This window comes from Deinococcus planocerae, from assembly GCF_002869765.1.
GTDB lineage: Bacteria > Deinococcota > Deinococci > Deinococcales > Deinococcaceae > Deinococcus > Deinococcus planocerae.
On the sequence record NZ_PNOR01000024.1, the window covers coordinates 23,394 to 47,484 of the forward strand.

Consider the following 24,091-nt stretch of genomic DNA (forward strand, 5'->3'; position numbering starts at 1 on the left):
GCACGTCCCGCTGTCCTTAGACGATGCCCTCCAGGTATTCCCGCACGTCTGCCTTCACGGGCATGAAGTAGGCGTGGTGGTCCCTTCCTCGCGCGAACGCCAGCATCTGCGCGGCGAAACGGCGGTTCCACTCCAGGGTCGGCTCGAAGGTGCGGGGAAAGACCGCGTGGTTGCGGGCGCGCCAGTAATTGAGGGTGCTTTCCGTCAGCACCGTCGTCGCCCCCCACCACACCTCGGCGTCCCCCGGGATGAGGTCGGCGTAGGCGTCCATCAGACGCAGGTCGAAAAAGGGCTGGGTGAAAAAGCCGCAGGCCCCGGCGTCGAGCTTGCGCTCCAGGTAGTCGCGCTCCCGGGCGAAGCTCTGGCGGTAGGGGTCCAGCCCCGCGTAGACCCGGATATGCGGCAGCTCGCGCCGGAAGCGGCGGATGGCCTGCACCGCGTCCACGTCGTAGACCTTCGCGCTCATGTCGGCGGGCGCGTCCCCGGTGATGATCAGCACCTCGTCGATGCCCGCCGCGTCCAGCGTCCCTGCCATCGCCAGCGGTTCGCGAGGGTTGAAGTCCACCGACCGGACGTGGGGAATCGCCCGGTAGCGGGGCCGGGCCAGCGCGCACCCCTGCCACGAGCGGGTCGAGTAGCGGGTCAGGTCGGGGATGTTCACCGTATCCACGGCGGGGAGGTGCTGCGCCACGACCTCCAGCTCGGCGCGCAGGCCGCTGCGGGAACGGGGGACGAGTTCGACGGAGACGCGGGTGGGGCTGGCGGTCACGGGGCGCCCCTCACAGGTTGGGGGGTGTGGGCCGTGGGTTGTGGGGGCGGTGCCGGGACCCTCGCCGGGTCGTACGCCAGGATCGGCCCCAGCCACCGCTCTGCTTCCTCCACTGTCCAGCCTTTACGCTCGGCGTACTCCTCCACCTGATCGCGTCCGATACGACCCACGGCGAAGTAGCGGGCCTCCGGGTGGGCGAAGTACAGGCCGGAGACGGCGGCTGCGGGGGTCATCGCGCAGGATTCGGTGAGCTTCAGGCCGATCTGCTCGGCGTTCAGCAGGCCGAAGATGGTCCGCTTCTCGGTGTGGTCGGGCTGGGCGGGGTAGCCGGGTGCGGGGCGGATGCCGTCGTAACGCTCGCGGATCAGGTCGTCGTTGGTCAGGGTCTCCTCGGGCGAGTAGCCCCAGTACCGGGTCCGCACGTCGCGGTGGAGCTTCTCGGCGAACGCCTCGGCCAGCCGGTCCGCGACCGCCTTGGTCAGGATGCTCATGTAGTCGTCGTGCTGCCTCTCGTAGTCGCGGGCGAGTTCTTCGGCCCCGTGGATGGCGACCGCGAAGGCGCCGATGTGATCGCCCCGTAACGCCACGAAGTCGGCCAGCGCCGCATTCGGCGTCGTCTGGTCGCGCTGCTGGCGCAGGGTGTGCAGGAGGGTGACGGGGGGAAGCGGTGCTCGGCCCGCCGCCAACTCGTGCGTTTCACGGTCGAGGGTGTCCGCCCGCGCGGCCTCCACCGCCCCCGTCTCCACCACGATGTCGTCCCCCTCGCGGTGGGCGGGCCACAGGCCGATCACGCCGCGCGCGGTCATCAGATCTTCTTCGATGATCCGCTTGAGAAGCGCCTGCGCGTCGTCGAACAGCTTCCGGGCCTCCGCACCGCGCAGGGGGTCGGTCAGGATGTTGGGGTAGATGCCCTTCATCTCCCAGGCGATGAAAAAGGGCGTCCAGTCGATGTAGTCGAGGAGTTCGGCGATGGGTTGCTCGATCACCGTCCGGTCCAGGACACGCGGCGTGGGGACGGCGGCGGGGGAGAGGCGGGGGGCACGCTCGCGGGCCTCGTTCAGCGGGATCAGCCGCACCTGCCGCTCGCCGTGCCGTTCACGCAAGGCCTCGTACTCGGCGCGGGTGCGCTCCTGCACGGCGCCCGAATCACTCAGCAGGTCGCCCACCACGCCGACCGCGCGGCTGGCGTCGAGGACGTGGACGACTGTGCCGTCGTACGCGGGGTCGATCTTGACCGCCGTGTGCGCGCGGCTGGTCGTGGCGCCGCCGATCAGGAGTGGTGTTTTCACGCCGCGCCGCGTCATCTCGCGCGCCACGTTCACCATCTCGTCGAGGCTGGGGGTGATTAGGCCGCTCAGCCCGATCACGTCCGCGTCGAGCCGCTTCGCCTCATCCAAAATCTTCTCGGTCGGCACCATCACGCCGAGGTCGGTCACCTGATACCCGTTGCAGGCGAGCACCACGCCCACGATGTTTTTGCCGATGTCGTGTACGTCGCCCTTCACCGTGGCAAGGAGGACCTTGCCCTTCCCGCTGCTGCCACTCTGCTCGGCCTCCAGGTAGGGGGTGAGGTGGGCGACGGCGCGCTTCATCACGCGGGCGGACTTGACGACCTGCGGCAGAAACATCTTCCCGGCCCCGAAGAGGTCACCGACCACGTTCATGCCGTCCATCAGCGGCCCCTCGATCACGGCGAGGGGAGAGCCGAGGAGCTGGTACGCCTCCTCCGCGTCGTCCGTCACGTGGTCGGTGATGCCCTGCACGAGGGCGTGTTTCAGCCGCTCGGCGACGGGTAGTTCACGCCAGGCGCTCTGGGCGTTCGCCTCGCGCTTCACGTCCTTGAAGCTCTCGGCGAGCTGAATCAGGCGTTCGGTCGCGTCCGGCCTCCGCGCCAGAATCACGTCCTCCACCGCCCCCCGCAACTCCGGCTCGATGTCGTCGTACACGGCGAGCATCCCCGCGTTCACGATGCCCATGTCGAGGCCCGCGCCAATCGCGTGGTACAGGAAGACGGCGTGCATCACCTCGCGGACGTGGTTGTTGCCCCGGAAGGAAAAGGACACGTTGGAGATGCCGCCCGACACGAGCGCCCCCGGCAGGTTCGCCTTGATCCAGCGCGTCGCCTCGATGAAGTCCAGGGCGTAACGGTCGTGTTCCTCCAGCCCCGTCGCCACCGTCAGCACGTTGGGGTCGAAGATGATGTCTTGCGGGGGGAACCCGGCCTCTTCGGTCAGCAGCCGGTACGCGCGGGAGGTGATGGCGATGCGCCGCTCCAGGTTGTCCGCCTGCCCCTCCTCGTCAAAGGCCATGACGACGGCGGCGGCTCCATACCGGCGCAGCAGCCGGGCGCGTTCCAGAAACTTCGCCTCCCCGTCCTTGAGGGAGATCGAGTTCACGACCGCCTTGCCCTGCACGCGCTTGAGGCCCGCCTCCAGCACCTCCCAGCGCGAGGAGTCGAGCATCAGCGGCACGCGGGAAATGTCCGGCTCGCCCGCGAGGAGGTTGACGAATTTCACCATCGCGGCCTCGCCGTCCAGCATCCCCTCGTCGAAGTTCACATCCACGAGCTGCGCGCCGTTCTGGACCTGTTGCCGCGCGATCTTGAGGCCCGCGTCGTAGTCGCCCGCGAGGATCGCCTTGCTGAACTTCGGGCTGCCCGTCACGTTCGTCCGCTCGCCCACGTTCACGAAGTTCGTCTCCGGCGTGACGGTGAAGGCCTCCAAACCGCTCAGCCGGAGGTAGGGCGGGAGCTTGGGGGCGGTTCGGGGAGGTAGACCGGCCACGGCATCCTTGATCGCGCGGATGTGCTCCGGCGTCGTCCCGCAGCAGCCGCCCACGATGTTGACCAGCCCCTCCTCGGCGAAGGCACGCAGCACCGAGGCCGTGTGCTCGGGCGTCTCGTCGTACTCCCCGAAGGCGTTGGGCAGGCCCGCGTTGGGGTGGACGGAGACGAGCGCCTCGGTATTGGCCGCAATCGCCCGCAGGTGAGGCCGCAGCAAATCCGCTCCTAAAGCGCAGTTCAGTCCCAGGCTGAAGAGGTTGGCGTGCTCGGTGCTCACCGCGAACGCTTCCGGCGTCTGCCCGCTCAGCGTGCGCCCGGAAGCGTCCGTGATCGTCCCCGACAGCATGACTGGGAGGGCCTTCCCTGCGCGAGCGAACACTTCCTCACACGCGAAAAGGGCCGCCTTCGCGTTCAGGGTGTCGAAGACGGTCTCGATCAGGATGAGGTCGGCGCCCCCCGCCAGCAGTCCCTCGACCTGCTCCGTGTACGCGGCGACCAGATTGTCGAAAGTGATGTTGCGGAATTCAGGCCGCTCCACGTCGGGGGAGAGGGTGGCCGTGCGGTTCGTGGGGCCGACCGACCCGGCGACCCAGCGGGGGCGACCGTCGCGGGCCTCGAACTCGTCGGCGACCTCGCGGGCCAGCCTCGCGCCCGCCTCGTTCATCGCGCGGACGAGGTGTTCGGTGCCGTAGTCCGCTTGGCTGATCGCCGTCGAGTTGAAGGTGTTCGTGGAGGCGATGTCCGCGCCCGCCTCGAAGTACGCGCGGTGAACGTCCCGGATCACGTCGGGCCGGGTGAGTTGCAGCAGGTCGAAGTTGCCCCGGTACATCCGCAGGGGGTCGGCCTCATCCCAGCGGAAGTCGCCCTCCGTGAGCCCCGCCCGCTGGAGCATGGTGCCCCAGGCCCCGTCGAGCACCAGAATCCGTTCCCGCGCGTGTGCGCGAATGTCGCGTGTGTCTGCCGCCATTCCAATCACCCCGGTCGAAAAACGGGCCGCCTTCACCCTCTCAGCAGCCCGTGAAACCTCGAATGCGCCCTCTAGCGCCGCCTCTGGGCCATCGCCTCCCGCCGCGCCATCGTTGGCCGCGTATGGCAGGAGCTTTCCCGTGGAGCACCGCTGCCGTGATGGGGGCCGGTTGCCGCGCCGTCAGTGGGCAGGAAATTCCCTCGGGCGCTCTGGATGGCCGTGCCAGCGGCACGACGTAAGGAGGATAGCGCGGGATGGGGCGGGGAGAAGGTGGGGAAGGGCAGACAAGGAGGCAAGCTCCTCACCACACATGCTCTCCGAGGTCAACCCCTATTGGGGGTGTCGCATGTCGTCAAATCAGGATGAGAGGAAGTGGGTACGATAAGTTGTGGATGACTTTTACGCAGAGCATAAAAAGGAGTGGCGCCAATACTACGACCTTGCCAAAAGTTTGAGAAACTGGTCCGTGTTCCTGATTTTAGCAGCTTTTATATTGAGTTTGTTCTCTGTATCCGACCTAAGAAGCCCGAGTTATTCAAATACCGTCACAGTTCCGACTTACATAAAATATCCTGCTGGATATTTCAAATCATCTGGAGAACAAAAAGCGTCGGCTCGCGTCAGGAGCGTGGAAATAGAGCTTCAGAAGGGCTCCTACGAAAATTACATATATTCTGTCAGAAGTGCTTGTATACCAATATACTATCTCATCCTATTCACGCTGATACTCATATCTTCGCTGCTCTACATCAACAGTCATACAAAGCTTTCATCGCACACGATGAAACTACTTTCAATAACGTTGTTTGTTGGATTTGCATTTCATTTTATAGATTCAATGATGATAAAACCAAGAGTGCTTTCTGGGATACAGTTTGCAGAATTGCAAGTGAGGGTAGGTGACATTGGGGAGGATAGTTATTACTTCTACATTATCTTCTTCGTGGCAGCCATTTCGACTTGGGAAGCATCGAAAAAAGTTGCTGGGATGAACTTGACCTACCCGGCGTCTCAACCCATGTAAGTGCCGTGGAGAAGTAAAATGCTTACCCTCACCCCACCGTCTCCGCCGCCCTCGGGTAACTCCCGATGATCTTCGCGTAGCTTGCCTTTCTCAGCACCCCGGCGAGGGCCTGGGCGACCTGGGGATCACGGGCGTCGCCCTCGATGTCCACGTACATCAGATAGCTCCAGGCGCGGTCGCGGCGGGGGCGCGACTCGATGCGCGAGAGGTTCAGGCCGCGCAGCTCGGCGAGCGTCTCGACGAGGAAGCCGGGAGTGTGCCGCACGGCGAAGACGAGGCTGGTCTTGTGCGGCATGTCCGAGGACTGGGGCTCGTGGCGGGCGAGGAGCATGAAGCGGGTGAAGTTGAAGGGCTCGTCCTCGATCTCGCGGGCGAGGATGTCCAGGCCGTACAGCTCGGCGGCGCGGGCGGAGGCGATGGCGGCCTCGTCCCGGGCGCCCCGCGCGGCGAGGTCCTTGGCGCTGCCCGCCGTGTCGTGCCCGGGCACAGGCTGGAGACCGTACTTGCGGATCAGGCCCGTGCACTGGTCGAGCGCGGGCTGCTGCGAGATCACCCGCCGCACGTCCTCGACCCGCACGCCGGGCAGCGCCATCAGGCAGTGGCTCACCCGCACGACGACCTCGCCGACGACGTGGAGTTCGGTCTCGCTGAGGAGGTCGATGGCCTGGTGGATCGCGCCCATCAGGCTGTTCTCGACGGGCAGGGTGCCGTAGTCGGCCTCGCCCTGCTCGACGGCCCGCGCGACCTCGTGGAAGGTGGGGTAGCCGCGCGTGGTGACGCCCGCGTGGGGAACACCTGCGCTGCGAAGGGCGTTCAGGGCCGCGATCTCCCCGTAGGCACCGGGATTGCCCTGGAAGGCGACGGTGAGGTGTGGCGCCGTCTCTGGCCTTTGCTCGTCCACCTGCGCGCCCTGATGCCCGTTCATGGGGGCAGGCTAGCGTATCGGTCCGTGGAGAGGGCTGAACCCCGTCCTCGCCTGAACTAGACTGCCGGGGTGTCCCCCGTCACCCCTGACCCCGTGCTCGACCTCGACGCCGCCTCGCTGAGCGGGGCCACGCGCCGGGGCGACCTGACCGCGCTGGAAGTCACCCGCGTGTATCTCAAGCGCCTGCACGCCCACAACCCGCGTCTGCGCGCCGTCATCACCGTCAGCGAATCGGCGGAGGCGGACGCCACCCGGCTCGACGCCTTGCCCCCCGAGCGGCGCGGTCCCCTGCACGGCCTCCCCATCCTGATCAAGGACAACATCGACGTGGCGGGCCTGCCGACCACGGCGGGGAGCCTGCTGATGACCCGGCACATTCCGACCCAGGACGCCCCCCTCGTCGCCCGTCTCCGCGCCGCCGGGGCCGTCATCCTCGGCAAGGCGAACCTGACCGAGTGGGCGAACTTCATGACGCTGGGGATGCCGAACGGGTACTCCGGGGCGGGCGGGCAGACGGTGAATCCCTGGGGCGAGGGGCTGGACACGGGCGGGTCGTCGAGCGGGAGCGGCGTGGCGGTCGCCGCCCGGCTGTGTGTGGCCGCGGTCGGCACCGAGACGAGCGGGAGCATCCTCAGCCCGGCGCAGCAGAGCGGGGTGATCGGCCACAAGCCCACCGTCGGCCTGATTCCACGCACGGGCGTGGTGCCCATCTCCCACAGCCAGGACACCGCCGGGCCGATCACCCGCTCCGCCCGCGACGCCGCCCTCCTCCTCTCGGTGATGGCCGGTCCCGACGACGCCGATCCGGCGAGCCGCCTCCTGCCCGTCCCCAACCTCACCCTGCGTCCGGGGGCCCTCAAGGGGGCGGAGATCGGTGTGCTGCGCGACCCGCCCGGCTCTCCCGTGTCGGAGGAGGAGCGCTCCTCCCTCGCCCGCGCGGAGGAGGCCCTGCGGGAAGGGGGTGCGACTCTGCGCGACGTGACCCTCCCCACCGCCGACGAGCTGGGCGGCTGGCACTTCGAGGTCCTCGTGTACGAGTTCAAGCATGACCTGAATGCCTACCTCGCGGGCGTGAAGGACGGCCCCCGCAGCCTCGCGGAAGTCATCGAGGCGAACGACGCCGATCCAGAGCGCCTCCAGCGGTACGGGCAGGCGCTCCTGTACGCGGCCCAGGGCACGCGCGGCGACCTGAGCGAGCGGGCGTACCGGGAGGCGCGGGCGCGCGACCTCGACCTCACCCGGACGCGCGGCCTCGACCCCCTCTTCGCCCTGGGGCTCGACGCGCTGCTGTGGCCGGGCCTGCACGGGTACGCGGTGGGCGCCAAGGCGGGCTACCCCAGCGTCACGGTGCCCACCGGCCCCCACGAGGGCGCCCCCACCGGCATCCTCCTGACCGGCCCCGCCGGGAGCGACGGGCGGCTGCTCTCGCTCGCCGCCGACCTGAACACCCGGCTTGGCGGCGTGCAGTTCCCGCCCGACGCCCCGGCTTGACCCCCCGCCCCCGCCCGTCTAGCATGGGCGGGCTCTCCTCTCGGGGAGGGTGGGGGCGGTTAGCTCAGCGGTAGAGCGTTCGCCTTACAAGCGAAGGGTCGGGGGATCGTAACCCTCACCGCCCACCAGACGCCTCACCCCCGGGTGGGGCTCTTTACGCCTCCCCCGCCTCGCTGGCATTCACGTCGATGGTGGGGTGGCGTTTTTCGAAGCGCACGCTCAGGACCCCGGTGTGCAGGCTGGCCTCCCCCGTCTGCGGCAAGACGGGCTGCGGAAAGCGCAGGGTGCGGGTAAACGTGCCGCTCGGGCGCTCGGCCTGGAGGGTGGGGCGGATGGCGTCGCGGCGGCCCGCCACCGTCACCGTGTCGCCGTCCTCCTGAAGTTCGAGGCACTCGGGGTCCACGCCGGGCACGTCGAGCAGCAGGGTGAGGTGGGTGTCGCCGTCCACCCAGTCGGCGGGCGGAGTCCAGGGCACCTCGGCGCCCAGCGTCTCGGCCTCCTCCCGGAGGGTCATGAGCTGCTGAAGGCGGGCAAGAACCGGCTCGTTCATGCCCCCCACGGTAGCACCGCCCCCTAGAATCCCGCGTGTGACGCCTGCCCCGATTCCCCTCCTCACCGCCCCCACGGCGGCGGGCAAGACGGCCCTCGCCCTGGAGGTCGGAGGGGAGTTTGGCCTGGAGATCGTCGCCGCCGACGCCTTCACCGTCTACCGGGGCCTGGACATCGGCACCGCCAAGCCCACCCCGGAGGAGCGCGCCGCCGTGCCCCACCACCTCCTCGACGTGGCCGACGTGACGGAGGACTACGACGTGGCCCGCTACGCGCGGGAGGCCGAGGCCGCCATCCATGACGTGCTCGCGCGGGGCCGCGTGCCGCTCGTCGTGGGGGGGACGGGCTTTTACCTCTCCGCCCTCGCGCGCGGGCTGCCCCTCACCCCGCCCGCCGACCCCATCACACGGGCGGAGGTGGAGGCCGAGCTTGCCGCGCGCGGTCTGGACGCCCTCCTCGCCGAGGTGGAAACGCGAAATCCCGCCGAGGCCGCCCGGCTTCAAGGCAACCCCCGCCGGGTCGTCCGCGCCCTGGAGGTCTACCGCCGCACGGGCCGCTTTCCGGGCGAGTTCGGCCACCGCCCGCCCGCCTTCTCCTCCCGCGTCTTCGCCTTCCCCCGCCCCTGGCCGGAGTTGGAGGCGCGCATCGCGGCCCGTGTGGAGACGATGCTGACGAGCGGCTGGCCCGGGGAAGCGGCCTGGCTCGCCTCCCGGGTTCCGCCCGACCTCACGCCCCGCCCGACCGCGTGGCAGGCGCTCGGCTACCGGGAGGCGCTGGCCGTTCATCAGGGCACCCTCACGCCGGAGGAGGCCGCCCGGAGCATTTCCCTCGCCACCCGGGGGTACGCCAAGCGGCAGCTCACCTGGACGCGGACGCAACTCGGCGCCCCTCCCACCTCCCCGGGCGAGGCGGCGCAGGCCCTGCGGACGTTCCTGAAGACGCGCTAGGTCCGGCTCCCGTCTCCACGAGTTCTTCACCTTCCGCCTGTCCATTCAGGCAGGCGGCAGGCTGGGCGGCCCGAGCCTTTACACTGGCAGGCGAGCAACACTGTCAGCGAGGTTTCCCGCGTTCCCCGTCCACGGGCCCGTCCGGTCCGGTCTCGCGCTATTCCCGGTCTTTCCCAGGGGAGGTCACGACATGAAGCCCAGAGTTCTCGGCATGATCCTGGCGGGTGGGCAGGGCTCGCGCCTCTCGCCGCTGACGGTCAAGCGCTCCAAACCCGCCGTGCCGTTCGGCAGCAAGTACCGCATCATCGACTTCGCCATCAACAACTTCATGAATTCGGGCGTCTTCTCGATCTACGTCCTGACCCAGTACAAGGCCCAGAGCCTCACCGAGCACATCCAGCGCGGCTGGCGGTTCGGCACCTTCCTCAGCGACTACTTCATCACGCTGGTGCCCGCCCAGATGTACCGTCTGGAGGAACTCGGGCCCGTGTGGTACCGCGGCACCGCCGACGCCGTGTACCAGAACCTGCACCTGATCGACAACTACGACGCCGATTACGTGGCGATTTTCAGCGGCGACCACATCTACAAGATGAACGTCGAGCACATGCTCCAGAAGCACATCGAGACGCGCGCCGACCTCACCATCGCCGCCTACCCGATGCCGCGCACCCAGGCGCACCAGTTCGGGATCATGCACGTGGACGAGCGGGGCCGCGTCACCGACTTTCTGGAAAAGCCCAAGGACCCTCCCCCCATTCCCGGCCAGCCGGACATGAGCCTGACGAGCATGGGCAACTACATCTTCTCGCGCCGGGCGCTGGAGGAATTGCTCGAAACGAGCATGTCGGGCGGCGAGGAGGGCTTTGACTTCGGCGGCGACGTGATCCCGCGCGCCCTGTCCGACGGCTACAACGTGATGGCCTACGACTTCCACCGCAACCCGATCCCGGGTCAGGCGGGGGCGAACCTCTACTGGCGCGACGTAGGGACCCTCGACGCCTACTTCGCCGCGAACATGGACCTCGTGAGCGTCAACCCCGAGTTCGACATCTACAACCCCGAGTGGCCCCTGCGCACCAGCAGCGAGTTCTCGCCCCCCGCCAAGTTCGTCCACGAGAGCGAGGGGCGCAAGGGGCAAGCCTTCAACTCGATCATGGCGGGGGGCACCATCATCAGCGGCGGCACGGTCCGTGACAGCATCCTGGGCCGCGCCGTGCGCACGCACTCCCACTCGCTCGTCGAGAGCGCCGTCCTCTTCGACAACGTGGAGGTCGGACGCCACGCCCACCTGCGCCGCGTCATCATCGACAAGGACGTGACCATCCCCCCCGGCACCCGCATCGGCCTCGACCCCGAGGAGGACCGCGCACGCGGCTTCACGGTGACGGAAAATGGCGTGACGGTGGTGCCGAAGAGCTATACGTTCTGAAAAGGCAGTCAGTGGGAAGTGGTCAGTGGTGAGTGGTTGAAAGAAGAAGAGAGGAAGGTGGGCTATCCCAGTCGGATTGGCCCACCTTCCTCTTGTTCTACTCACCACTTCCTACCGACCACTTCCCATTACACCAGCACCGGCTCCACGTACTCCCCGTACACCCGCTTGAGCGTGTCCATCTGCTCGCCCAGCGTCGTGTAGGCGTGGGCGCACTCCAGGAAGGCGGGCATGGTGTTGGCGCCCGTGACGGCGGCGTCGCGCAGGGCTTCCAGCGCCGCCTCCGCCCGCTTGGGATCGCGCTCGCGGCGCACCTGGGCGAGCCTCGCCTCCTGCACCCGCTCAACCTCGGGGTCGATGAGCTGGATGGGCACCTCCACCGCGTCCTGCACGAAGTCGTTGACGCCCACGACGATGCGGTCCCCCGTCTCGACCTCGCGCTGGTAACGGTAGGCGGCTTCCGCCATCTCCAGTTGGAAGAAGCCCGAGTCGATGCCCGCCTCCACCCCGCCGAGCGCGCGAATCTGCTCGATGTAGCCCAGGGCGGCGGCCTCGATGTCGTTCGTCAGCTTCTCGACGTAGTAGCTGCCCGCCAGCGGATCGACCACGCCCGCCACACCCGTCTCGTACGCGATGATCTGCTGGGTCCGCAGCGCGATGGTCGCGGCCTCCGCGGTGGGAAGGGCCAGCGCCTCGTCGTAGGCGTCGGTGTGCAGGCTCTGGGTGCCCCCCAGCACGGCGGCGAGGGCCTGAATCGCCACGCGGGCGATATTGTTCAGCGGTTGCTGCGCGGGCAAGCTGACTCCGGCGGTCTGCGAGTGCGTGCGCAGCATCCACGACTTCGGATTCTTCGCCCCGTAGCGGTCCCGAATCTGCCGCGCCCAGATGCGCCGGGCGGCGCGCAGCTTGGCGATCTCCTCGAAAAAGTCGTTGTGGATGTCCCAGAAAAACGAGATGCGCGGGGCGAACTCGTCGATGTCGAGCCCCCGCTCCAGCGCCTTTTCCACGTAATGAAAGCCGTCCGCCAGCGTGAAGGCGAGTTCCTGCACGCCCGTCGCGCCCGCCTCGCGGATGTGGTACCCGCTGACCGAGATGAAGTTGAACCTCGGCACCACCTTCGGTCCCCACTCGAAGGTGTCGATCACGAGCTTCACCCCCGGCGCGGGCGGGAAGATGAACTCCTTTTGCGCGATGTACTCCTTGAGGATGTCGTTCTGGATCGTCCCGCCGATCTTCGTCAGGTCCTTACCCTGCTTCTGAGCGTTGGCGATGTACATGGCCCAGATCGCGTTCGCGGGCGAGTTGATCGTCATGGAGGTGGTGACCTGCTCGGGGTCGATGCCCTGGAACAAAATCTCCATGTCCGCGAGGCTGCTCACCGCCACGCCGCACTTGCCGACCTCGCCCTTGGAGAAGGGGTGGTCGGAGTCGTAGCCCATCAGGGTCGGGAGGTCGAAGGCGGTCGATAAGCCCGTCTGCCCGGCGCGCATGAGCGCGTGAAAGCGTTCGTTCGTCTGCTCGGCGCTGCCGAAACCCGCGAACATCCGCATGGTCCAGAGCTTGCCGCGGTACACCGAGGACTGCACCCCGCGCGTGTAGGGGAACTCGCCGGGGTAACCCAGGTCCCGCTCGGCGTCCCAGTCCCGCAGGTCGTCCGCCGTGTAGATCGGCTCGGGCTCCATGTCGGACAGGTTCTTGAAGTTGTACTTGCGCTCGGGGAACCTCTGCGCGGCGGGGAGGTAGACGCTCTGCATCCACTCGTTCTTGGTCTTCATGGGCACCTCGGGAGGGGAGGAAACGAACGCTCGTTAGGTAGGGACAGCGTAGCAAAGTCGCCGCGCCATCTGGCGGATGCTGGCGCCGCGGGTTCGCCCTACCCTGGACCGAATGGCCGACCTGCCCACCGCCGCCGACCTCGCTTCCTTCTCCCTCGCCGCGCAACACCCCCTCACCCGTTCCTGGGTGGACGACCCGACCCGTCTCGCGTTGCTGGAAGGGGAACACGCCTTCGACCTCCAACTCGCCACCGACCTCGACCTGGCGGCGCAGCGGGCGGAGTTTCTGGACGTGGGGCAGCCCGCCGAGGCGTTCCTGAACCGCTGGGTGGAGGTGGGGCCGGACCTGTGCGTCATGCTCTCCATCCGCTTTGAGGGGCTGGACCGAGAGAAACCCTTCGTGGATGTGAGCGTGACCTCACGGCCTCTGACGCCCGCCGAACTCCCGGCGTTGAGAGTGGCTGGTCTGGACGGATACGGCGCGTTTCGGCCCGGACGGCTGCGGATTTGGAGTGCCGGTCCGCTGGACGGGTGGACGGCGGAAGTGCCCGGTGCGCGGCCCGACATGCGCGTGCTGGCCGCCCCCCTGGCCGAACTGCGGGAGCGCGAGGTGCCGGATGAGCTGACCCTCCGCCCCACCCGAGACCTGACCCACCACGCCGACGCGGTAGCCGCCTACGCCGCTGTCGACACGAAGCATCCGGGTCACGTCGGACAGGCGCGCGTTATAGAGGAGGATGCGCTGCAACAGGTCATAGAGGCGGGCACCATGTTCGACGTGCTGTGGAAGGGACGTTGGAGCGGGTATGCGGGCGCCCTCCCTAAACCCAAGCACGGCCTCCCCGCTTACTCGGTTCAGGAACTCCTGCTCGCCCCGCCCGCACGCGGCCACGGCCTCGGCCCGTACCTCTCCACCCTCCTCGCCCGCCACCTGCCCGACGATGGGCGGGTGCTGTCCGGCACCATCCACGGGGAGAACCAGGGCGCGCGGCAGGCGGCATTGAGGGCCGGGCGGCACGACGTGGGCGGCTGGGCCTGGGTGCCGCTGACCAAGGGGGCGTGACCCCACCCGTCACCGTGACCTCTACCCGACCCTTCTCGCCTTCACATCTGCTAGAATTCCCGTTTGGGTGTCCCGCCCACGGCAGATGGTGTGGCGGGCTTTTTTATGGCAAGACGGGCTGATGGCTGAACGCCGAGTGCTGATAGCTAGCAGCTCCGATACAGGGAGCTGAGAACGAATGGAATACCGCAACATCGCCATCATCGCGCACGTCGACCACGGCAAGACCACGCTGGTGGACGGCATGCTCAAGCAGACTCTCAAGCTCGGCCACGGCGAGGAGATCGCCGAGCGGGCGATGGACTCCAACGACCTCGAAAAGGAGCGCGGCATCACCATCCTCGCCAAGAACACGGCGGTCGAGTACGGGGGCGTCAAGATCAACATCGTGGACACGCCGGGCCACGCGGACTTCGGCGGCGAGGTCGAGCGCGTGCTCGGCATGGTGGACGGCGCCCTCGTCCTCGTGGACGCGGCGGAGGGGCCGATGCCCCAGACCCGCTTCGTCCTGCGCAAGGCCATCGAACTCGGCCTCAAGCCCATCGTGGTCGTCAACAAGATCGACCGGGGGGACGCCCGCCCCGAGGAGGTCGTCAACCTCACCTTCGACCTGATGGCCGAACTCGGCGCGAACGACGACCAGCTCGACTTCCCGATCCTCTACGCCGTCGCCCGTGAGGGCAAGGCGTACCGCGACCTCGACAACCCGCAGCCCGACATGCACGAACTCTTCGACATGGTGCTGGGGGAGATTCCCGCGCCGAGGGTCGATCTGGACGCCCCCTTCCAGATGCTCGTGACGAACCTCGACTACTCGGAGTACCTGGGCCGCATCGTGCTCGGGCGGGTGCAGCGCGGCAAGGTGAAGAAGGGCGAGTTCGTCCAACTGATCCACAAGGACGGCACGATGACGAAGAGCCGGATCGTGCAGCCCTTCACCCACCTGGGTCTGCGGAGGATCGAGGTGGACGAGGTGGGCGCCGGGGACATCGTGGCGCTCGCGGGCATCGAGGACGCGCAGATCGGGGAGACGGTGGCCGACCTCGCCGACCCCGAGGCGCTGCCCGTCATCACGGTGGACGAGCCGACCGTCTCCATGATCTTCCAGCCCAACACCTCGCCCTTCGCGGGCAAGGAGGGCAAGTACGTCACAAGTCGCCACCTCGGCGACCGCCTGCGCCGCGAGATCATGACGAACGTGTCCCTCAAGGTCGAGGAGATCCGCCCCGACGAGTTCAAGGTCTCGGGCCGTGGGGAACTCCACCTCTCGATCCTCCTCGAAACCATGCGCCGCGAGGGCTACGAGGTGCAGGTCGGGGCGCCCCAGGTCATCACCCGCGAGATCGACGGCGTGAAGCACGAGCCGGTCGAGCACCTCGTCATCGACGTGCCCGAAACCCACTCCAGCACCGTGATCGGCGTGCTGGGCGGGCGCAAGGGCCAGATGGTGAACATGGAGCCGCAGGGCAGCCGCGTGCGGGTGGAGTTCAAGATTCCCTCGCGGGCGCTGTTCGGTTTCCGCACCCAGTTCCTCTCCATGACCCAGGGCGAGGGCATCATGAGCCACATCTTCGACGGGTACGCGCCGTGGGCGGGCGACCTCAAGACCCGCCAGAACGGCTCCCTGGTGAGCATGGAGGACGGCTCGGCCTTTGCCTACTCCATCTTCAAGTTGCAAGACCGCGGCTCGTTCTTCATCGATCCCGGGCAGGACGTGTACGTGGGCATGATCGTGGGCGAGAATTCCCGCGAGCAGGACCTGAACGTCAACGTCTGCAAGAACAAGAAGCTGACGAACATCCGCTCGGCGGGCGCCGACGAGGCCCTGACCCTGATTCCCCCGAAGCGCCTGAGTCTCGAAGACGCGCTGGAGTACATCGCGGACGACGAATTCGTGGAGCTGACCCCGCAGAGCATCCGGCTGCGCAAGAAGGTGCTCAACCCGAGCTTCCGCAAGTAAGGGAGGTCCGCGGTCGAAGGGGGGCTGGAGCCTGGGGCTTCCGGCCCCTCCACCTTTTGGCTGAAACTTTCCCCCGCCCGGAGGCGTAAGGTGGGGCATGTTCGACTTCACGGCGGCACCACTGTTCGGGGGGGGAGGGCGCTGATGGAGTGGATCGTTCACCCGCTCGCGGGCGTGGCGCTGGCCTTCTGGGGGTCGGTGATCTTCTCGCGCCGGGGGCGTCAGTGGCGGTCCGTGGCGCTGGCGGCGGGGCTCATCGTCTTGCTCGCGGCGCTGGGCGCGAACTGGGTGGTCCACCCGGCGGCGGGCATGCTGCTGGGCTTTTTCGGCTCGCGGGCGTTCGGGAACGTGCACAGCCCGAAGTGGCGCAGGCGCTGGCCGGGCCTCGTGGCCGGGCTGGTCGCTGCCGTGTTCTTCATGGCGCTCGGGGCGGGGTGGCTGATCTTCCCGCTGAGCGTCATGGCGGTCATCTGGCTCTTCACGGCGATGGCCGCTCCCCGGGCACCGGAGCCCGCGCGGCTGGAGGCCCCGGGGGTGGCGGCCCTGCCCGAGCAGGCGGGCGGACTGCCGATGGGGCATCTGTCGGGCCACTGGACCGAGCACGCCGAGGCCCGCGCCGACCGCCGCGCGGCCCGGCGGCAGGCGAAGCGGGCCCGCCGGGAGCAGGAGCGGCGCGAGGAGGCCGTGCCCGCCGCTCCCCCACCCCCAGTCCCGGACCCTGCCCCTTCCCTCGCCGCCTACGTCCGCGACGAGCGCTTGCCGGGCGAGGCCCGCGCGCAACTCGCCGCCCTCGACCTGAGGACGAAGGAGGCCCTGACCCACCTGGAGGCCTCGGGTCAGGGAGGAAGCGAGGCGGCCTACCTCGCCCGCGCCGTCCGGGACGAGTACGCGCCCACCGCCGTGCAGGCGTACCTCAAGCTGCCGCCCACCCTGGCGAACGTCGAGCCGCTCGAGCAGGGCAAGACGGGGCGCGACCTGCTGCATGAACAGCTCAACCTCCTGCTGAACGGGGTGCAGGACATCCTGGGCACGGCCCTACACTCGGGCGGACGCGAACTGCTCACCCACGGGCGCTTCCTGGAGGACAAATTCCGCAAGCCGCGTGGTGATCTCGACGTTTAGGCGAGGCAGTCGGGGCGGTCGTCTGTCCCCCGGCCAACGGGCATTCCCGGGCCTGGCGGCGTCCATCCGTCCTGTACCGTCCCCCACTCGGTCACACCTTGTCTGACTCGTGTCCTTGGCGGGGGCGTCATCAAGCCTTAACCTGAGCACAGGACTCAGGATTTATGACCAGACCCGCCGCTGCCCTCCCTCAGACCTCCGCCCACGTTTCCAGCGACCTCCGCACCGTCTCGCTGCTGCTGGCGGCGGAGGCGGTGCTGGCCCACCTCCACCCCCGCGCGCCCCTGCGGCTGGCGGAGGTGTCCCTGGACGGGCCGGGCGTGACGTACGCGTGCCCCCCCGACCCCCAGGCCATGACCCTCAACCGCGGCCTGCGCGAGGAGGTGGCGCTCGTGGCCCTGGCGCGCGCGGCGATGGCCCGGCTGCTGGGCCTGACCGCGGAGGTGGGGAGGCCCGGGCGTGACGCCCGCGGCCTCCTCGGCTCCGCCCTGCGCGACCCCGAGGAGCTGGAGGTCCTGGACGCCCAGCTCACCGTACTCGAAGCCCGCGCCCGCGCCCTGCTGCGCCGCTCCTGGGCTGAGGTCGAGGTCGTCGCGGTGGGGTTGCGAGAACACGGCACGCTGGACGCCCAGGCCGTCGCCCACCGGGTCGCCTGCGCCCAGGGCATCCGGGGCACGCTGCTCAACTGACGCCGCCTTCACCCGCCTCATCTCCGGGACGCGCACGGCGGGTCTGGGCAGGAAGAAAAGAACGGCTGCGAGCGTCTTTTCGCCCCTAAGCGGGAGAATCCTGCCTGGAACAGTCGGGATTGTGTGCCAATCCTTATTTTGCGGGGTGGGTCACCTTCACCGCCCCCGGCGCGGCGCACTCTGCGGGCAGGAGGCAAGGTCATGAACGACAGCCAGAATATGCAGGGTGGGGCGCAGATGAGCGTCGTGAGCCGCTGTGGGGCGACGAACTGCCGCTACAACGAGAACGAGCAGTGCATGGCGGGGCAGATCGAGGTGGACTTCAGCGGTCAGATGGCCCAGTGCCTGACCTTCAGCCCGGAAGACATGATGGGCGACACCATGACGATGGGCGAGGGCACGCGCTGAGCACGGCGCAAGGGTTGGCGGATGGGCCGGGAACTCGAATCCCGGCCCGTTTCCGTGTCTAGATCACGAGGACGCCGTGGTGCTTAGCCTTTTCCTGCGGCTCGACGTGGATGGTGACGCTGGCCCCCGCGAGTTCGGCCTGGATGGCCTCCTCCAGCCGGTCGCAGATGTGGTGGGCTTCTTGCACCGTCATCTGGCCGGGCACGACGAGGTGGAACTCGACGAAGGTGACGCGGCCCGCGTGCCGGGTGCGCACGTCGTGGATTTCGAGCGCCCCCTCGGCGTGCTCGCTCATCAGTTGGCGCAGCCGGGTGGTCGTGGCGGGGTCGGCCCCGGCGTCCATCAGCCCGCCCACGCTCTCGCGCATCAGGCCCCAGCCGCTCCACAGCACGTTGAGCGCCACGAGCACGGCGAGCAGGGGGTCGAGGAGGCTCAGGCCCGTGACCGAGGCGAGGACCACGCCCACGAGCACGCCCACGCTCGTCACCACGTCGTTCAGGACGTGCCGCCCGTCGGCGAGGAGGGCGGGCGAGCGGTGGCGGCGGCCCTCGCGCAGGAGCACCGAGGCCCACAGCCCGTTGAGGACACTCGCCCCGAAGTTGACGAGCAGGCCCGGGTAGGGCGCCTCCACCGGGCGAGGACTCAGCAGTGCGGGCCCGGCCTCCAGCAGAATGGCGACGGCGGCGAGGACGATCAGCACCCCCTCGGCGACCGCGCTGAAATACTCGGCCTTGGTGTGCCCGTAGGGATGGTTGGCGTCGGCGGGGCGGGCAGCCACCCGCAGGGCCACCAGGGCGGCCACGGCGGCGGCCACGTTGATCACGCTCTCCAGCGCGTCGGAGTACAGCGCGACGCTGCCCGTGAGAAGGTACGCCAGGAACTTCAGGCCCAGCACGACGGCGGCCACCACCACGCTCCCCAGCGCGATTCGCGTCGTGCGGTTCATGGGCTTGAGGCTAGCAGGGTTGGGAATGACGCGAGGCGGCACTGGCAAGGGAACAGGGTTTACGCTGGTCACCGTGAGTGGTCCGGCGCGGGAGGTGGTGCGCGTGGAGAGATATGATTCCCGCTGGCCTCAGTGGGCGAGCCGGGAGATCACGCTGTTGCGAGGGAGCCTGGGTGACCGGATCGCGGAAATCGAGCACATCGGCAGCACCGCCGTCCCCGGGTTGGACGCGAAGCCCACGGTGGACCTCATGCTCGGGACCGTCGGCTGGCCCTGGAGGCCGGAAGATGACGCCTGCCTCCTGAGCGCCGGATACAGCTTTTACAAGTCCCCGAACGCGCGCTGGCGGGTCTACCTCAGGCCGCGGGGCCGCCTCCTGCGCGGGTTTCACCTGCATGTGGTGGAGGCGGGCAGCACACACTGGCACGAGCACCTGCGGTTCCGCGACCACCTCCGTGCCCACCCGGAAGATGCCCGCGCCTACGCGGGGCTCAAGCGGGAACTGGCCCGCCGGTTCGGAGACGACCGCGGCGCCTATCAGGCCGGGAAGGCCGACCTCATCCGGGCGATCCTGACGCGGGTCGTTACGCCGTCAACATAACCTGCCCTGCTACAATCACCCGGTGACTGCCGCGCCGGACCTGCCCGACTCGCCCCTGCTCGCCCAGCTCAATCCCAATCAGGCGCAGGCCGCCAACCACTTCAAGGGGCCCGCGCTCGTGATCGCCGGGGCGGGGAGCGGCAAGACCCGCACGCTCGTCTACCGCATCGCGCACCTGATCGGGCACTACGGGGTGGACCCGGGCGAGATTCTGGCCGTGACGTTTACCAACAAGGCCGCCGCCGAGATGCGCGAGCGCGCCCAGCACCTCATCCGGGGCGCCGACCGATTGTGGATGAGCACCTTCCACTCGGCGGGCGTACGGATTCTGCGGGCCTACGGCGAGCACATCGGGTTGAGGCGCGGCTTCGTCATCTACGACGACGACGACCAGATGGACATCCTCAAGGAGGTCATGGGCAGCGTCCCCGGCATCGGCCCGGACACCAACCCCCGGGTGCTGCGCGGCATCCTCGACCGCGCCAAGAGCAACCTGCTCACCCCCGACGACCTCGCCCGCAGCCACGAGCTTTACATCAGCGGCGTGCCCCGCGAGTCCGCCGCCGAGGTCTACCGCCGCTACGAGTCGCGCAAGAAGGGCCAGAACGCCATCGACTTCGGCGACCTGATCACCGAGACGGTGCGGCTGTTTAAGGAAGTGCCCGGCGTCCTCGAACGTGTTCAAGACCGCGCCCGCTTCATCCACGTGGACGAGTATCAGGATACGAACAAGGCGCAATATGAATTAACGCGGCTGCTGGCAAGTCGGGATCGTAATTTGTTGGTCGTGGGAGATCCCGATCAATCGATCTATCGCTTTCGAGGCGCCGACATTCAAAACATCCTCGACTTCCAAAAAGATTACCCCGACGCCAAGGTCTACATGCTCGAACACAACTACCGTTCGAGTGCGCGCGTGTTGGGCATCGCCAACAAGCTCATCGAGAACAACTCCGAGCGGTTGGACAAAACCCTGCGCGCCGTCAAGGAGGACGGGCACCCCGTTATGTTCCACCGGGCGACGGACCACCGGGCGGAGGGGGACTTCGTGGCGGAGTGGATCACGCGGCTGCACGCCCAGGGCCAACCCTTCAAGGACATGGCGATCCTGTACCGCACGAACGCCCAGTCGCGCGTGATGGAGGAGTCGCTGCGGCGGGTGCAGATTCCCGCGAAGATCGTGGGCGGCGTGGGCTTCTACGACCGCCGCGAGATCAGGGACATCCTGGCCTACGCCCGCCTTGCCATCAACCCGGACGACGACGTGGCGCTGCGCCGTATCATCGGGCGGCCCCGGCGCGGGATCGGCGACACGGCGTTAGAGAAGCTGATGGAGTGGGCGCGGGTCAACGGGACCTCGGTCCTGACCGCCTGCGCGAACGCCGTCGAGAAGAACATCCTGGAGCGGGGCGGGCAGAAGGCGGTCGAGTTCGCCGAGCTGATGCACGGGATGAGCGAGGCCGCCGACAACTATCTGCCCGGGCCGTTCCTCCGCTTCGTGATCGAGACGAGCGGTTATCTCGACCTGCTGCGTCAGGAGGGGCAGGAGGGCCAGGTGCGGATGGAGAACCTGGAAGAACTCGTCAACGCCGCCGAGGAGTGGTCGCAGACGAACGAGGGCACGATTGGGGACTTCCTCGACGACGCGGCCCTGCTCTCCAGCGTGGACGACATGCGGGCGAGGCAGGAAAACCGCGACGTGCCGGAAGACGCCGTGACCCTGATGACCCTGCACAACGCCAAGGGGCTGGAGTTCCCGGTCGTGTTCATCGTGGGGGCGGAGGAGGGCCTCTTGCCCAGCAAGAACTCGCTGCTGGAGGTGGGCGGCATCGAGGAGGAGCGCAGGCTCTTTTACGTCGGCATCACCCGGGCGATGGATCGCCTCTTCCTGACCGCCGCGCAAAACCGGATGCAATTCGGCAAGACGAACTCCACCGAGGACAGCCGCTTTCTGGAGGAGATCGAGGGCGGCTTCGACCCGGTGGACCCCTACGGCCAAGTCATCGAGTATCGGCAGAAGACGTGGCGCGATTTCCGCCCGTCCGCGCCGAGCCAACCCGCGCCCAGCGCTGTCAAGAACACCAGCCCGCTGACCTCGGAGCTGGCGTACCGGGGCGGCGAGAAGGTCACCCACCCCAAGTTCGGCGAGGGGCAGGTCCTCGCGGTGGCGGGCATGGGCGACCGGCAGGAGGTCACGGTGCATTTCCCGTCGGTGGGGGCGAAAAAACTGCTCGTCAAGTTTGCCAACCTCACCAAGGTCTGAGGCTCAGTTCCGCTCGACGAGGTGGCGCACCTCTCCGGGCCCGGCTCTCAGGAACTCGGCCACCGCGAGGGGGTAGAGGGGACGGGAGGCGATCTCGTCCAGCGGCAGCCAGTCGTAGAAGTAATCGGGGTTGTCGAGGACCGTGAATCTCTTATCGGGGAGGTCGGCGGGGGCCTCCATGCGGAGGTAGAAGCCGATCTCGTGCTGTCTCTTCTCGGGTGGGCCGAAGAAGTTTTCCAGCACGCCGACGAGGTGCATCGGTCCGGGGGGCGTGCCCGTCCCCTCCCGCCACTCGCGGGCAGCGCAGGTCGCCACGTCCTCGCCCGTGGAGAGGGCGCCGCCGGGGAGGAACCAGAAGCCGAGGCCCGGTGTCGTGTTCGCCAGCAGGCGGTCTCCTCGCACGCAGAGGATGGCGACGCGGACGCTGAATTTGAGGCCGCCGAGGGGGAGGCGAATGTCGGGCATGGGAGGCAGTGTGGCGGAAAGGTGGGGTGGGAGGGGCAGGGTGTCTTGCCACGGTTGGCCCCCACCCCCCTGCCCCCTATCCCCCGAGGGGGCAGGGGGAGCGGCGCTGCGCTGGTCAAGGGCACATGGGCAGCGTGGGTGGTCGGGTCCTTCTGAACGCAAGGTTTGATCTTGTCGCGTCCCATCGGCGGGCCCACCGTCTCGCTGCGCGAGCCGACGTGGCCGTGGGCCAGGAGCGTTCAGTTGAGGACATTCATGGAGCGTCTGGCTCGACGTTTTTAAAAGCGCAAAGGCTCAGGCTTTTCTACTCCCTCTCCCCTTGCGGGAGAGGGTTGGGGTGAGGGGGCGTGTGACCACCTCACCGTCACACCCTCTCCCGTGACCTGTCCCTCCCCCTGGTGGGGACTGGTACAGCTCGCGCCGCGAGACTCGCAGAGCTGCTTGCAGAGGCTGCGAGGGGGCGGCAAGCGTCAGCGTCCCTCTCAGGAGTCCCCGTGTTCCGCCTCCGCCCGCACGCTCTCGTCGGAATCCCCGCGCAACCGCTCGCGCACCTCCTCCGGCAGGTCGTCCCTCCCCGCCACGCTCAACCGCACCCCGTCGTCCGAGTCGGCGGCCAGCGTGGGGAACAGGGCAGGGGGGAGGAGAGGGTGGCGGGCAGAGGCGCGGCGCACCCCGGCGTTGGGGTCGGCGGCGAGGCGGCCCAGCACCTCGTCTCCCGGCGTCTGCGCGTAGGCGACGGCGCGGCGCACCTCGGGGTCGGGGTCGGCGGCGAGGCGGGCGAGGCGTTCCGGGCCGAGGTCGGGCCTGACGGCGAGGATGGTGCGGACGGCGGAGTCGGGGTCCGTTAGCAGCAGGTCGAGCACGCTGGGCGCCAGCTCCTCGGCGCTCGCCACATGCAGCCGGATGTCCTGCTCGGGCGCGCGGGCCAGGGCGAGGACCGCCTCCTCGGGCAGGTCGTTGCGCTCCAGCACGGCGCGGCGCACCGTCTCGGACTCGTCGGCGGCGAGGCGGGTCAGCCCCTCGGGGCCCGCGTCGGGGCGGCGGGCGAGGGCGGCGCGCACCTCGGGGTCGGCGTCGTGCTCGGCGCGGGTCAGCCACTCGGCGGGCACCCGCCACGCCTGGAGGGCCGCCGCGCGGACGAGGGGGTTCTCGTTCCCGGCCAGCCACTCGCGCACGTTCCGGGGCAGGTCCACCCGCCTTGAGAGCGTGGCGAGCACGTCGGTGTCGTCGTCCGTCGCCAGGGTCAACATGCAGTCGAGGGGCAGGTCGAGCCGCCGCGCCACGCTGGCCCGCACGATGCCGTGCCCGTCTCCGACGAGGGTCCGCAGCACGTCACCGGGGAGGTCCGTCCGCGCCGCCACCGACTTGCGCACGTCGTAGTCGTCGTCCGAGGCGAGTTGCCGGACGAGGACTTCGGGCAGGTGCGCCCGCCTCGCCACCGCCTCACGCACCTGCCACCCGGCGTCCTGGGCGAGCGCTTCCACCCGCGCGGGGCTGAGGTCTGCTCGTACCGCGAGCGCCGTCCGCACCCCGAAGTCCTCGTGCCGGGCGGCGCCGTCGAGGACCCAGCCGGGCGCCTCCGGGAGGGCGAGCAGCGCGGTCACGCCCTCCGCCGGGAAGGCCCCGAGCAGATTTGGGCGGGCGAGGCGCATCAGCGGCAGGCCGGGGTTGCCCAGCACCTCGCGCGGGAAGGCGGCGGCGAGCAGGCCCAGCACCTCGACGGGGGTGTTGGGATGTGCCGCCACCCGGGCCCGCACCCGCGCGTCGGGGTGGGCGCTCAGGCCCGAGAGGGTGTCCGCCGTCGCCCGTGGGGCGCCTGCCGCCTCCAGCGCCCCGAGTGGCCCCAGCGCGGTCAGGGTCCGGGGATCGAGTTCGGAGAAGGTCATGGGGTCCAATATGGCAGAGGGGAAGGA

The 24,091-nt window shown here is 68.6% G+C and carries 19 protein-coding genes and 1 tRNA gene; 12 read left to right on the plus strand and 8 right to left on the minus strand.

Annotated elements, in window-relative coordinates; translation table 11 throughout:
- Positions 1-16: 16 nt before the first annotated feature.
- Together A7B18_RS14180 and metH are read right to left on the minus strand one after the other, a co-directional pair.
- The gene (locus A7B18_RS14180; RefSeq protein ID WP_102127353.1) at positions 17-769 is read right to left on the minus strand and encodes a methylenetetrahydrofolate reductase; all 753 of its coding nucleotides are present in this window, start codon (positions 767-769) and stop codon (positions 17-19) included.
- Positions 766-4,518, minus strand: coding sequence for a methionine synthase (gene metH / locus A7B18_RS14185; RefSeq protein ID WP_102127354.1), 3,753 nt, complete (start codon positions 4,516-4,518; stop codon positions 766-768). The genes A7B18_RS14180 and metH overlap by 4 nt, the downstream gene beginning before the upstream one ends.
- 388 nt (positions 4,519-4,906) lie before the next feature.
- Between metH and A7B18_RS21485 the strand changes: the two genes are divergently transcribed.
- Positions 4,907-5,542, plus strand: a complete 636-nt coding sequence (locus A7B18_RS21485; RefSeq protein ID WP_146009546.1) for a hypothetical protein — start codon at positions 4,907-4,909, stop codon at positions 5,540-5,542.
- Between the two features lie 28 nt (positions 5,543-5,570).
- Here A7B18_RS21485 and A7B18_RS14190 read toward each other — a convergent pair whose 3' ends face one another.
- Entirely contained in the window at positions 5,571-6,467 is an 897-nt protein-coding gene (locus tag A7B18_RS14190) for a prephenate dehydratase (RefSeq protein WP_102127355.1), read from the minus strand.
- A 69-nt stretch (positions 6,468-6,536) separates the two neighbouring features.
- Here A7B18_RS14190 and A7B18_RS14195 point away from each other — a divergent pair, with 69 nt between their 5' ends.
- Both A7B18_RS14195 and A7B18_RS14200 read left to right on the plus strand, forming a co-directional pair.
- The gene (locus A7B18_RS14195; protein ID WP_102127356.1) at positions 6,537-7,958 is read left to right on the plus strand and encodes an amidase family protein; all 1,422 of its coding nucleotides are present in this window, start codon (positions 6,537-6,539) and stop codon (positions 7,956-7,958) included.
- 53 nt (positions 7,959-8,011) lie between these two features.
- A tRNA-Val gene (locus A7B18_RS14200) sits at positions 8,012-8,086 on the plus strand.
- Between the two features lie 26 nt (positions 8,087-8,112).
- Here the strand turns inward: A7B18_RS14200 and A7B18_RS14205 are convergent.
- Positions 8,113-8,508 (minus strand): Hsp20/alpha crystallin family protein, encoded by a 396-nt coding sequence (locus A7B18_RS14205; protein ID WP_102127357.1) that lies wholly within the window; start codon positions 8,506-8,508, stop codon positions 8,113-8,115.
- On the opposite strand from A7B18_RS14205, the gene miaA reads away from it, so the two are divergent.
- Both miaA and glgC read left to right on the plus strand, forming a co-directional pair.
- Positions 8,507-9,454, plus strand: coding sequence for a tRNA (adenosine(37)-N6)-dimethylallyltransferase MiaA (miaA, locus tag A7B18_RS14210; protein WP_102127358.1), 948 nt, complete (start codon positions 8,507-8,509; stop codon positions 9,452-9,454). The genes A7B18_RS14205 and miaA overlap by 2 nt on opposite strands.
- Before the next feature lie 190 nt (positions 9,455-9,644).
- The gene (gene glgC, locus A7B18_RS14215) at positions 9,645-10,886 is read left to right on the plus strand and encodes a glucose-1-phosphate adenylyltransferase (protein WP_102127359.1); all 1,242 of its coding nucleotides are present in this window, start codon (positions 9,645-9,647) and stop codon (positions 10,884-10,886) included.
- 128 nt (positions 10,887-11,014) lie between these two features.
- On the opposite strand, the gene A7B18_RS14220 is transcribed toward glgC, so the two are convergent.
- On the minus strand, positions 11,015-12,661 hold the full coding sequence (locus tag A7B18_RS14220) for a methylmalonyl-CoA mutase family protein (RefSeq protein WP_102127360.1): 1,647 nt from the start codon (positions 12,659-12,661) through the stop codon (positions 11,015-11,017).
- A 112-nt stretch (positions 12,662-12,773) separates the two neighbouring features.
- On the opposite strand from A7B18_RS14220, the gene A7B18_RS14225 reads away from it, so the two are divergent.
- From A7B18_RS14225 to A7B18_RS14245, 5 genes are all read left to right on the plus strand, one after another.
- On the plus strand, positions 12,774-13,724 hold the full coding sequence (locus A7B18_RS14225; RefSeq protein WP_102127361.1) for a hypothetical protein: 951 nt from the start codon (positions 12,774-12,776) through the stop codon (positions 13,722-13,724).
- Between the two features lie 178 nt (positions 13,725-13,902).
- Positions 13,903-15,684 (plus strand): translational GTPase TypA, encoded by a 1,782-nt coding sequence (gene typA, locus A7B18_RS14230; RefSeq protein WP_102127362.1) that lies wholly within the window; start codon positions 13,903-13,905, stop codon positions 15,682-15,684.
- Between the two features lie 144 nt (positions 15,685-15,828).
- The gene (locus A7B18_RS14235) at positions 15,829-16,806 is read left to right on the plus strand and encodes a hypothetical protein (protein WP_102127363.1); all 978 of its coding nucleotides are present in this window, start codon (positions 15,829-15,831) and stop codon (positions 16,804-16,806) included.
- 164 nt (positions 16,807-16,970) lie between these two features.
- Positions 16,971-17,495 carry a hypothetical protein gene (locus A7B18_RS14240; RefSeq protein ID WP_102127364.1) on the plus strand — a complete coding sequence of 175 codons (525 nt, stop codon included), beginning with the start codon at positions 16,971-16,973 and terminating at the stop codon, positions 17,493-17,495.
- A gap of 201 nt (positions 17,496-17,696) precedes the next feature.
- The gene (locus tag A7B18_RS14245; RefSeq protein WP_102127365.1) at positions 17,697-17,903 is read left to right on the plus strand and encodes a DUF1540 domain-containing protein; all 207 of its coding nucleotides are present in this window, start codon (positions 17,697-17,699) and stop codon (positions 17,901-17,903) included.
- 58 nt (positions 17,904-17,961) lie between these two features.
- Here the strand turns inward: A7B18_RS14245 and mntE are convergent, their stop codons facing one another.
- A complete protein-coding gene (gene mntE, locus A7B18_RS14250; protein ID WP_102127366.1) occupies positions 17,962-18,849 on the minus strand; it encodes a manganese efflux transporter MntE in 888 nt (295 codons plus the stop codon).
- 73 nt (positions 18,850-18,922) lie between these two features.
- On the opposite strand from mntE, the gene A7B18_RS14255 reads away from it, so the two are divergent.
- Positions 18,923-19,450: a GrpB family protein gene (locus A7B18_RS14255; RefSeq protein WP_180970173.1), complete on the plus strand. Its 528-nt coding sequence runs from the start codon at positions 18,923-18,925 to the stop codon at positions 19,448-19,450.
- Between the two features lie 22 nt (positions 19,451-19,472).
- The gene (locus A7B18_RS14260; protein WP_180970174.1) at positions 19,473-21,713 is read left to right on the plus strand and encodes an ATP-dependent helicase; all 2,241 of its coding nucleotides are present in this window, start codon (positions 19,473-19,475) and stop codon (positions 21,711-21,713) included.
- Positions 21,714-21,716: 3 nt separating this feature from the next.
- Here A7B18_RS14260 and A7B18_RS14265 read toward each other — a convergent pair whose 3' ends face one another.
- Together A7B18_RS14265 and A7B18_RS14270 are read right to left on the minus strand one after the other, a co-directional pair.
- Positions 21,717-22,178, minus strand: a complete 462-nt coding sequence (locus A7B18_RS14265; RefSeq protein ID WP_102127368.1) for an NUDIX domain-containing protein — start codon at positions 22,176-22,178, stop codon at positions 21,717-21,719.
- Positions 22,179-22,660: 482 nt separating this feature from the next.
- Positions 22,661-24,064, minus strand: a complete 1,404-nt coding sequence (locus A7B18_RS14270) for a hypothetical protein (protein ID WP_102127369.1) — start codon at positions 24,062-24,064, stop codon at positions 22,661-22,663.
- Positions 24,065-24,091: the final 27 nt, after the last annotated feature.

Excerpts from the sequence above, each read along its gene's own strand:
- mntE (WP_102127366.1), bottom strand. The coding sequence starts at position 18,849 with ATGAACCGCACGACGCGAATCGCGCTGGGGAGCGTGGTGGTGGCCGCC.
- A7B18_RS14245 (WP_102127365.1), top strand. The coding sequence starts at position 17,697 with ATGAACGACAGCCAGAATATGCAGGGTGGGGCGCAGATGAGCGTCGTG.
- A7B18_RS14220 (WP_102127360.1), bottom strand. The coding sequence starts at position 12,661 with ATGAAGACCAAGAACGAGTGGATGCAGAGCGTCTACCTCCCCGCCGCG.
- A7B18_RS14225 (WP_102127361.1), top strand. The coding sequence starts at position 12,774 with ATGGCCGACCTGCCCACCGCCGCCGACCTCGCTTCCTTCTCCCTCGCC.
- miaA (WP_102127358.1), top strand. The coding sequence starts at position 8,507 with ATGCCCCCCACGGTAGCACCGCCCCCTAGAATCCCGCGTGTGACGCCT.
- metH (WP_102127354.1), bottom strand. The coding sequence starts at position 4,518 with ATGGCGGCAGACACACGCGACATTCGCGCACACGCGCGGGAACGGATT.
- A7B18_RS14270 (WP_102127369.1), bottom strand. The coding sequence starts at position 24,064 with ATGACCTTCTCCGAACTCGATCCCCGGACCCTGACCGCGCTGGGGCCA.
- A7B18_RS14190 (WP_102127355.1), bottom strand. The coding sequence starts at position 6,467 with ATGAACGGGCATCAGGGCGCGCAGGTGGACGAGCAAAGGCCAGAGACG.
- A7B18_RS14265 (WP_102127368.1), bottom strand. The coding sequence starts at position 22,178 with ATGCCCGACATTCGCCTCCCCCTCGGCGGCCTCAAATTCAGCGTCCGC.
- A7B18_RS14205 (WP_102127357.1), bottom strand. The coding sequence starts at position 8,508 with ATGAACGAGCCGGTTCTTGCCCGCCTTCAGCAGCTCATGACCCTCCGG.
- typA (WP_102127362.1), top strand. The coding sequence starts at position 13,903 with ATGGAATACCGCAACATCGCCATCATCGCGCACGTCGACCACGGCAAG.
- A7B18_RS14235 (WP_102127363.1), top strand. The coding sequence starts at position 15,829 with ATGGAGTGGATCGTTCACCCGCTCGCGGGCGTGGCGCTGGCCTTCTGG.
- A7B18_RS14240 (WP_102127364.1), top strand. The coding sequence starts at position 16,971 with ATGACCAGACCCGCCGCTGCCCTCCCTCAGACCTCCGCCCACGTTTCC.
- glgC (WP_102127359.1), top strand. The coding sequence starts at position 9,645 with ATGAAGCCCAGAGTTCTCGGCATGATCCTGGCGGGTGGGCAGGGCTCG.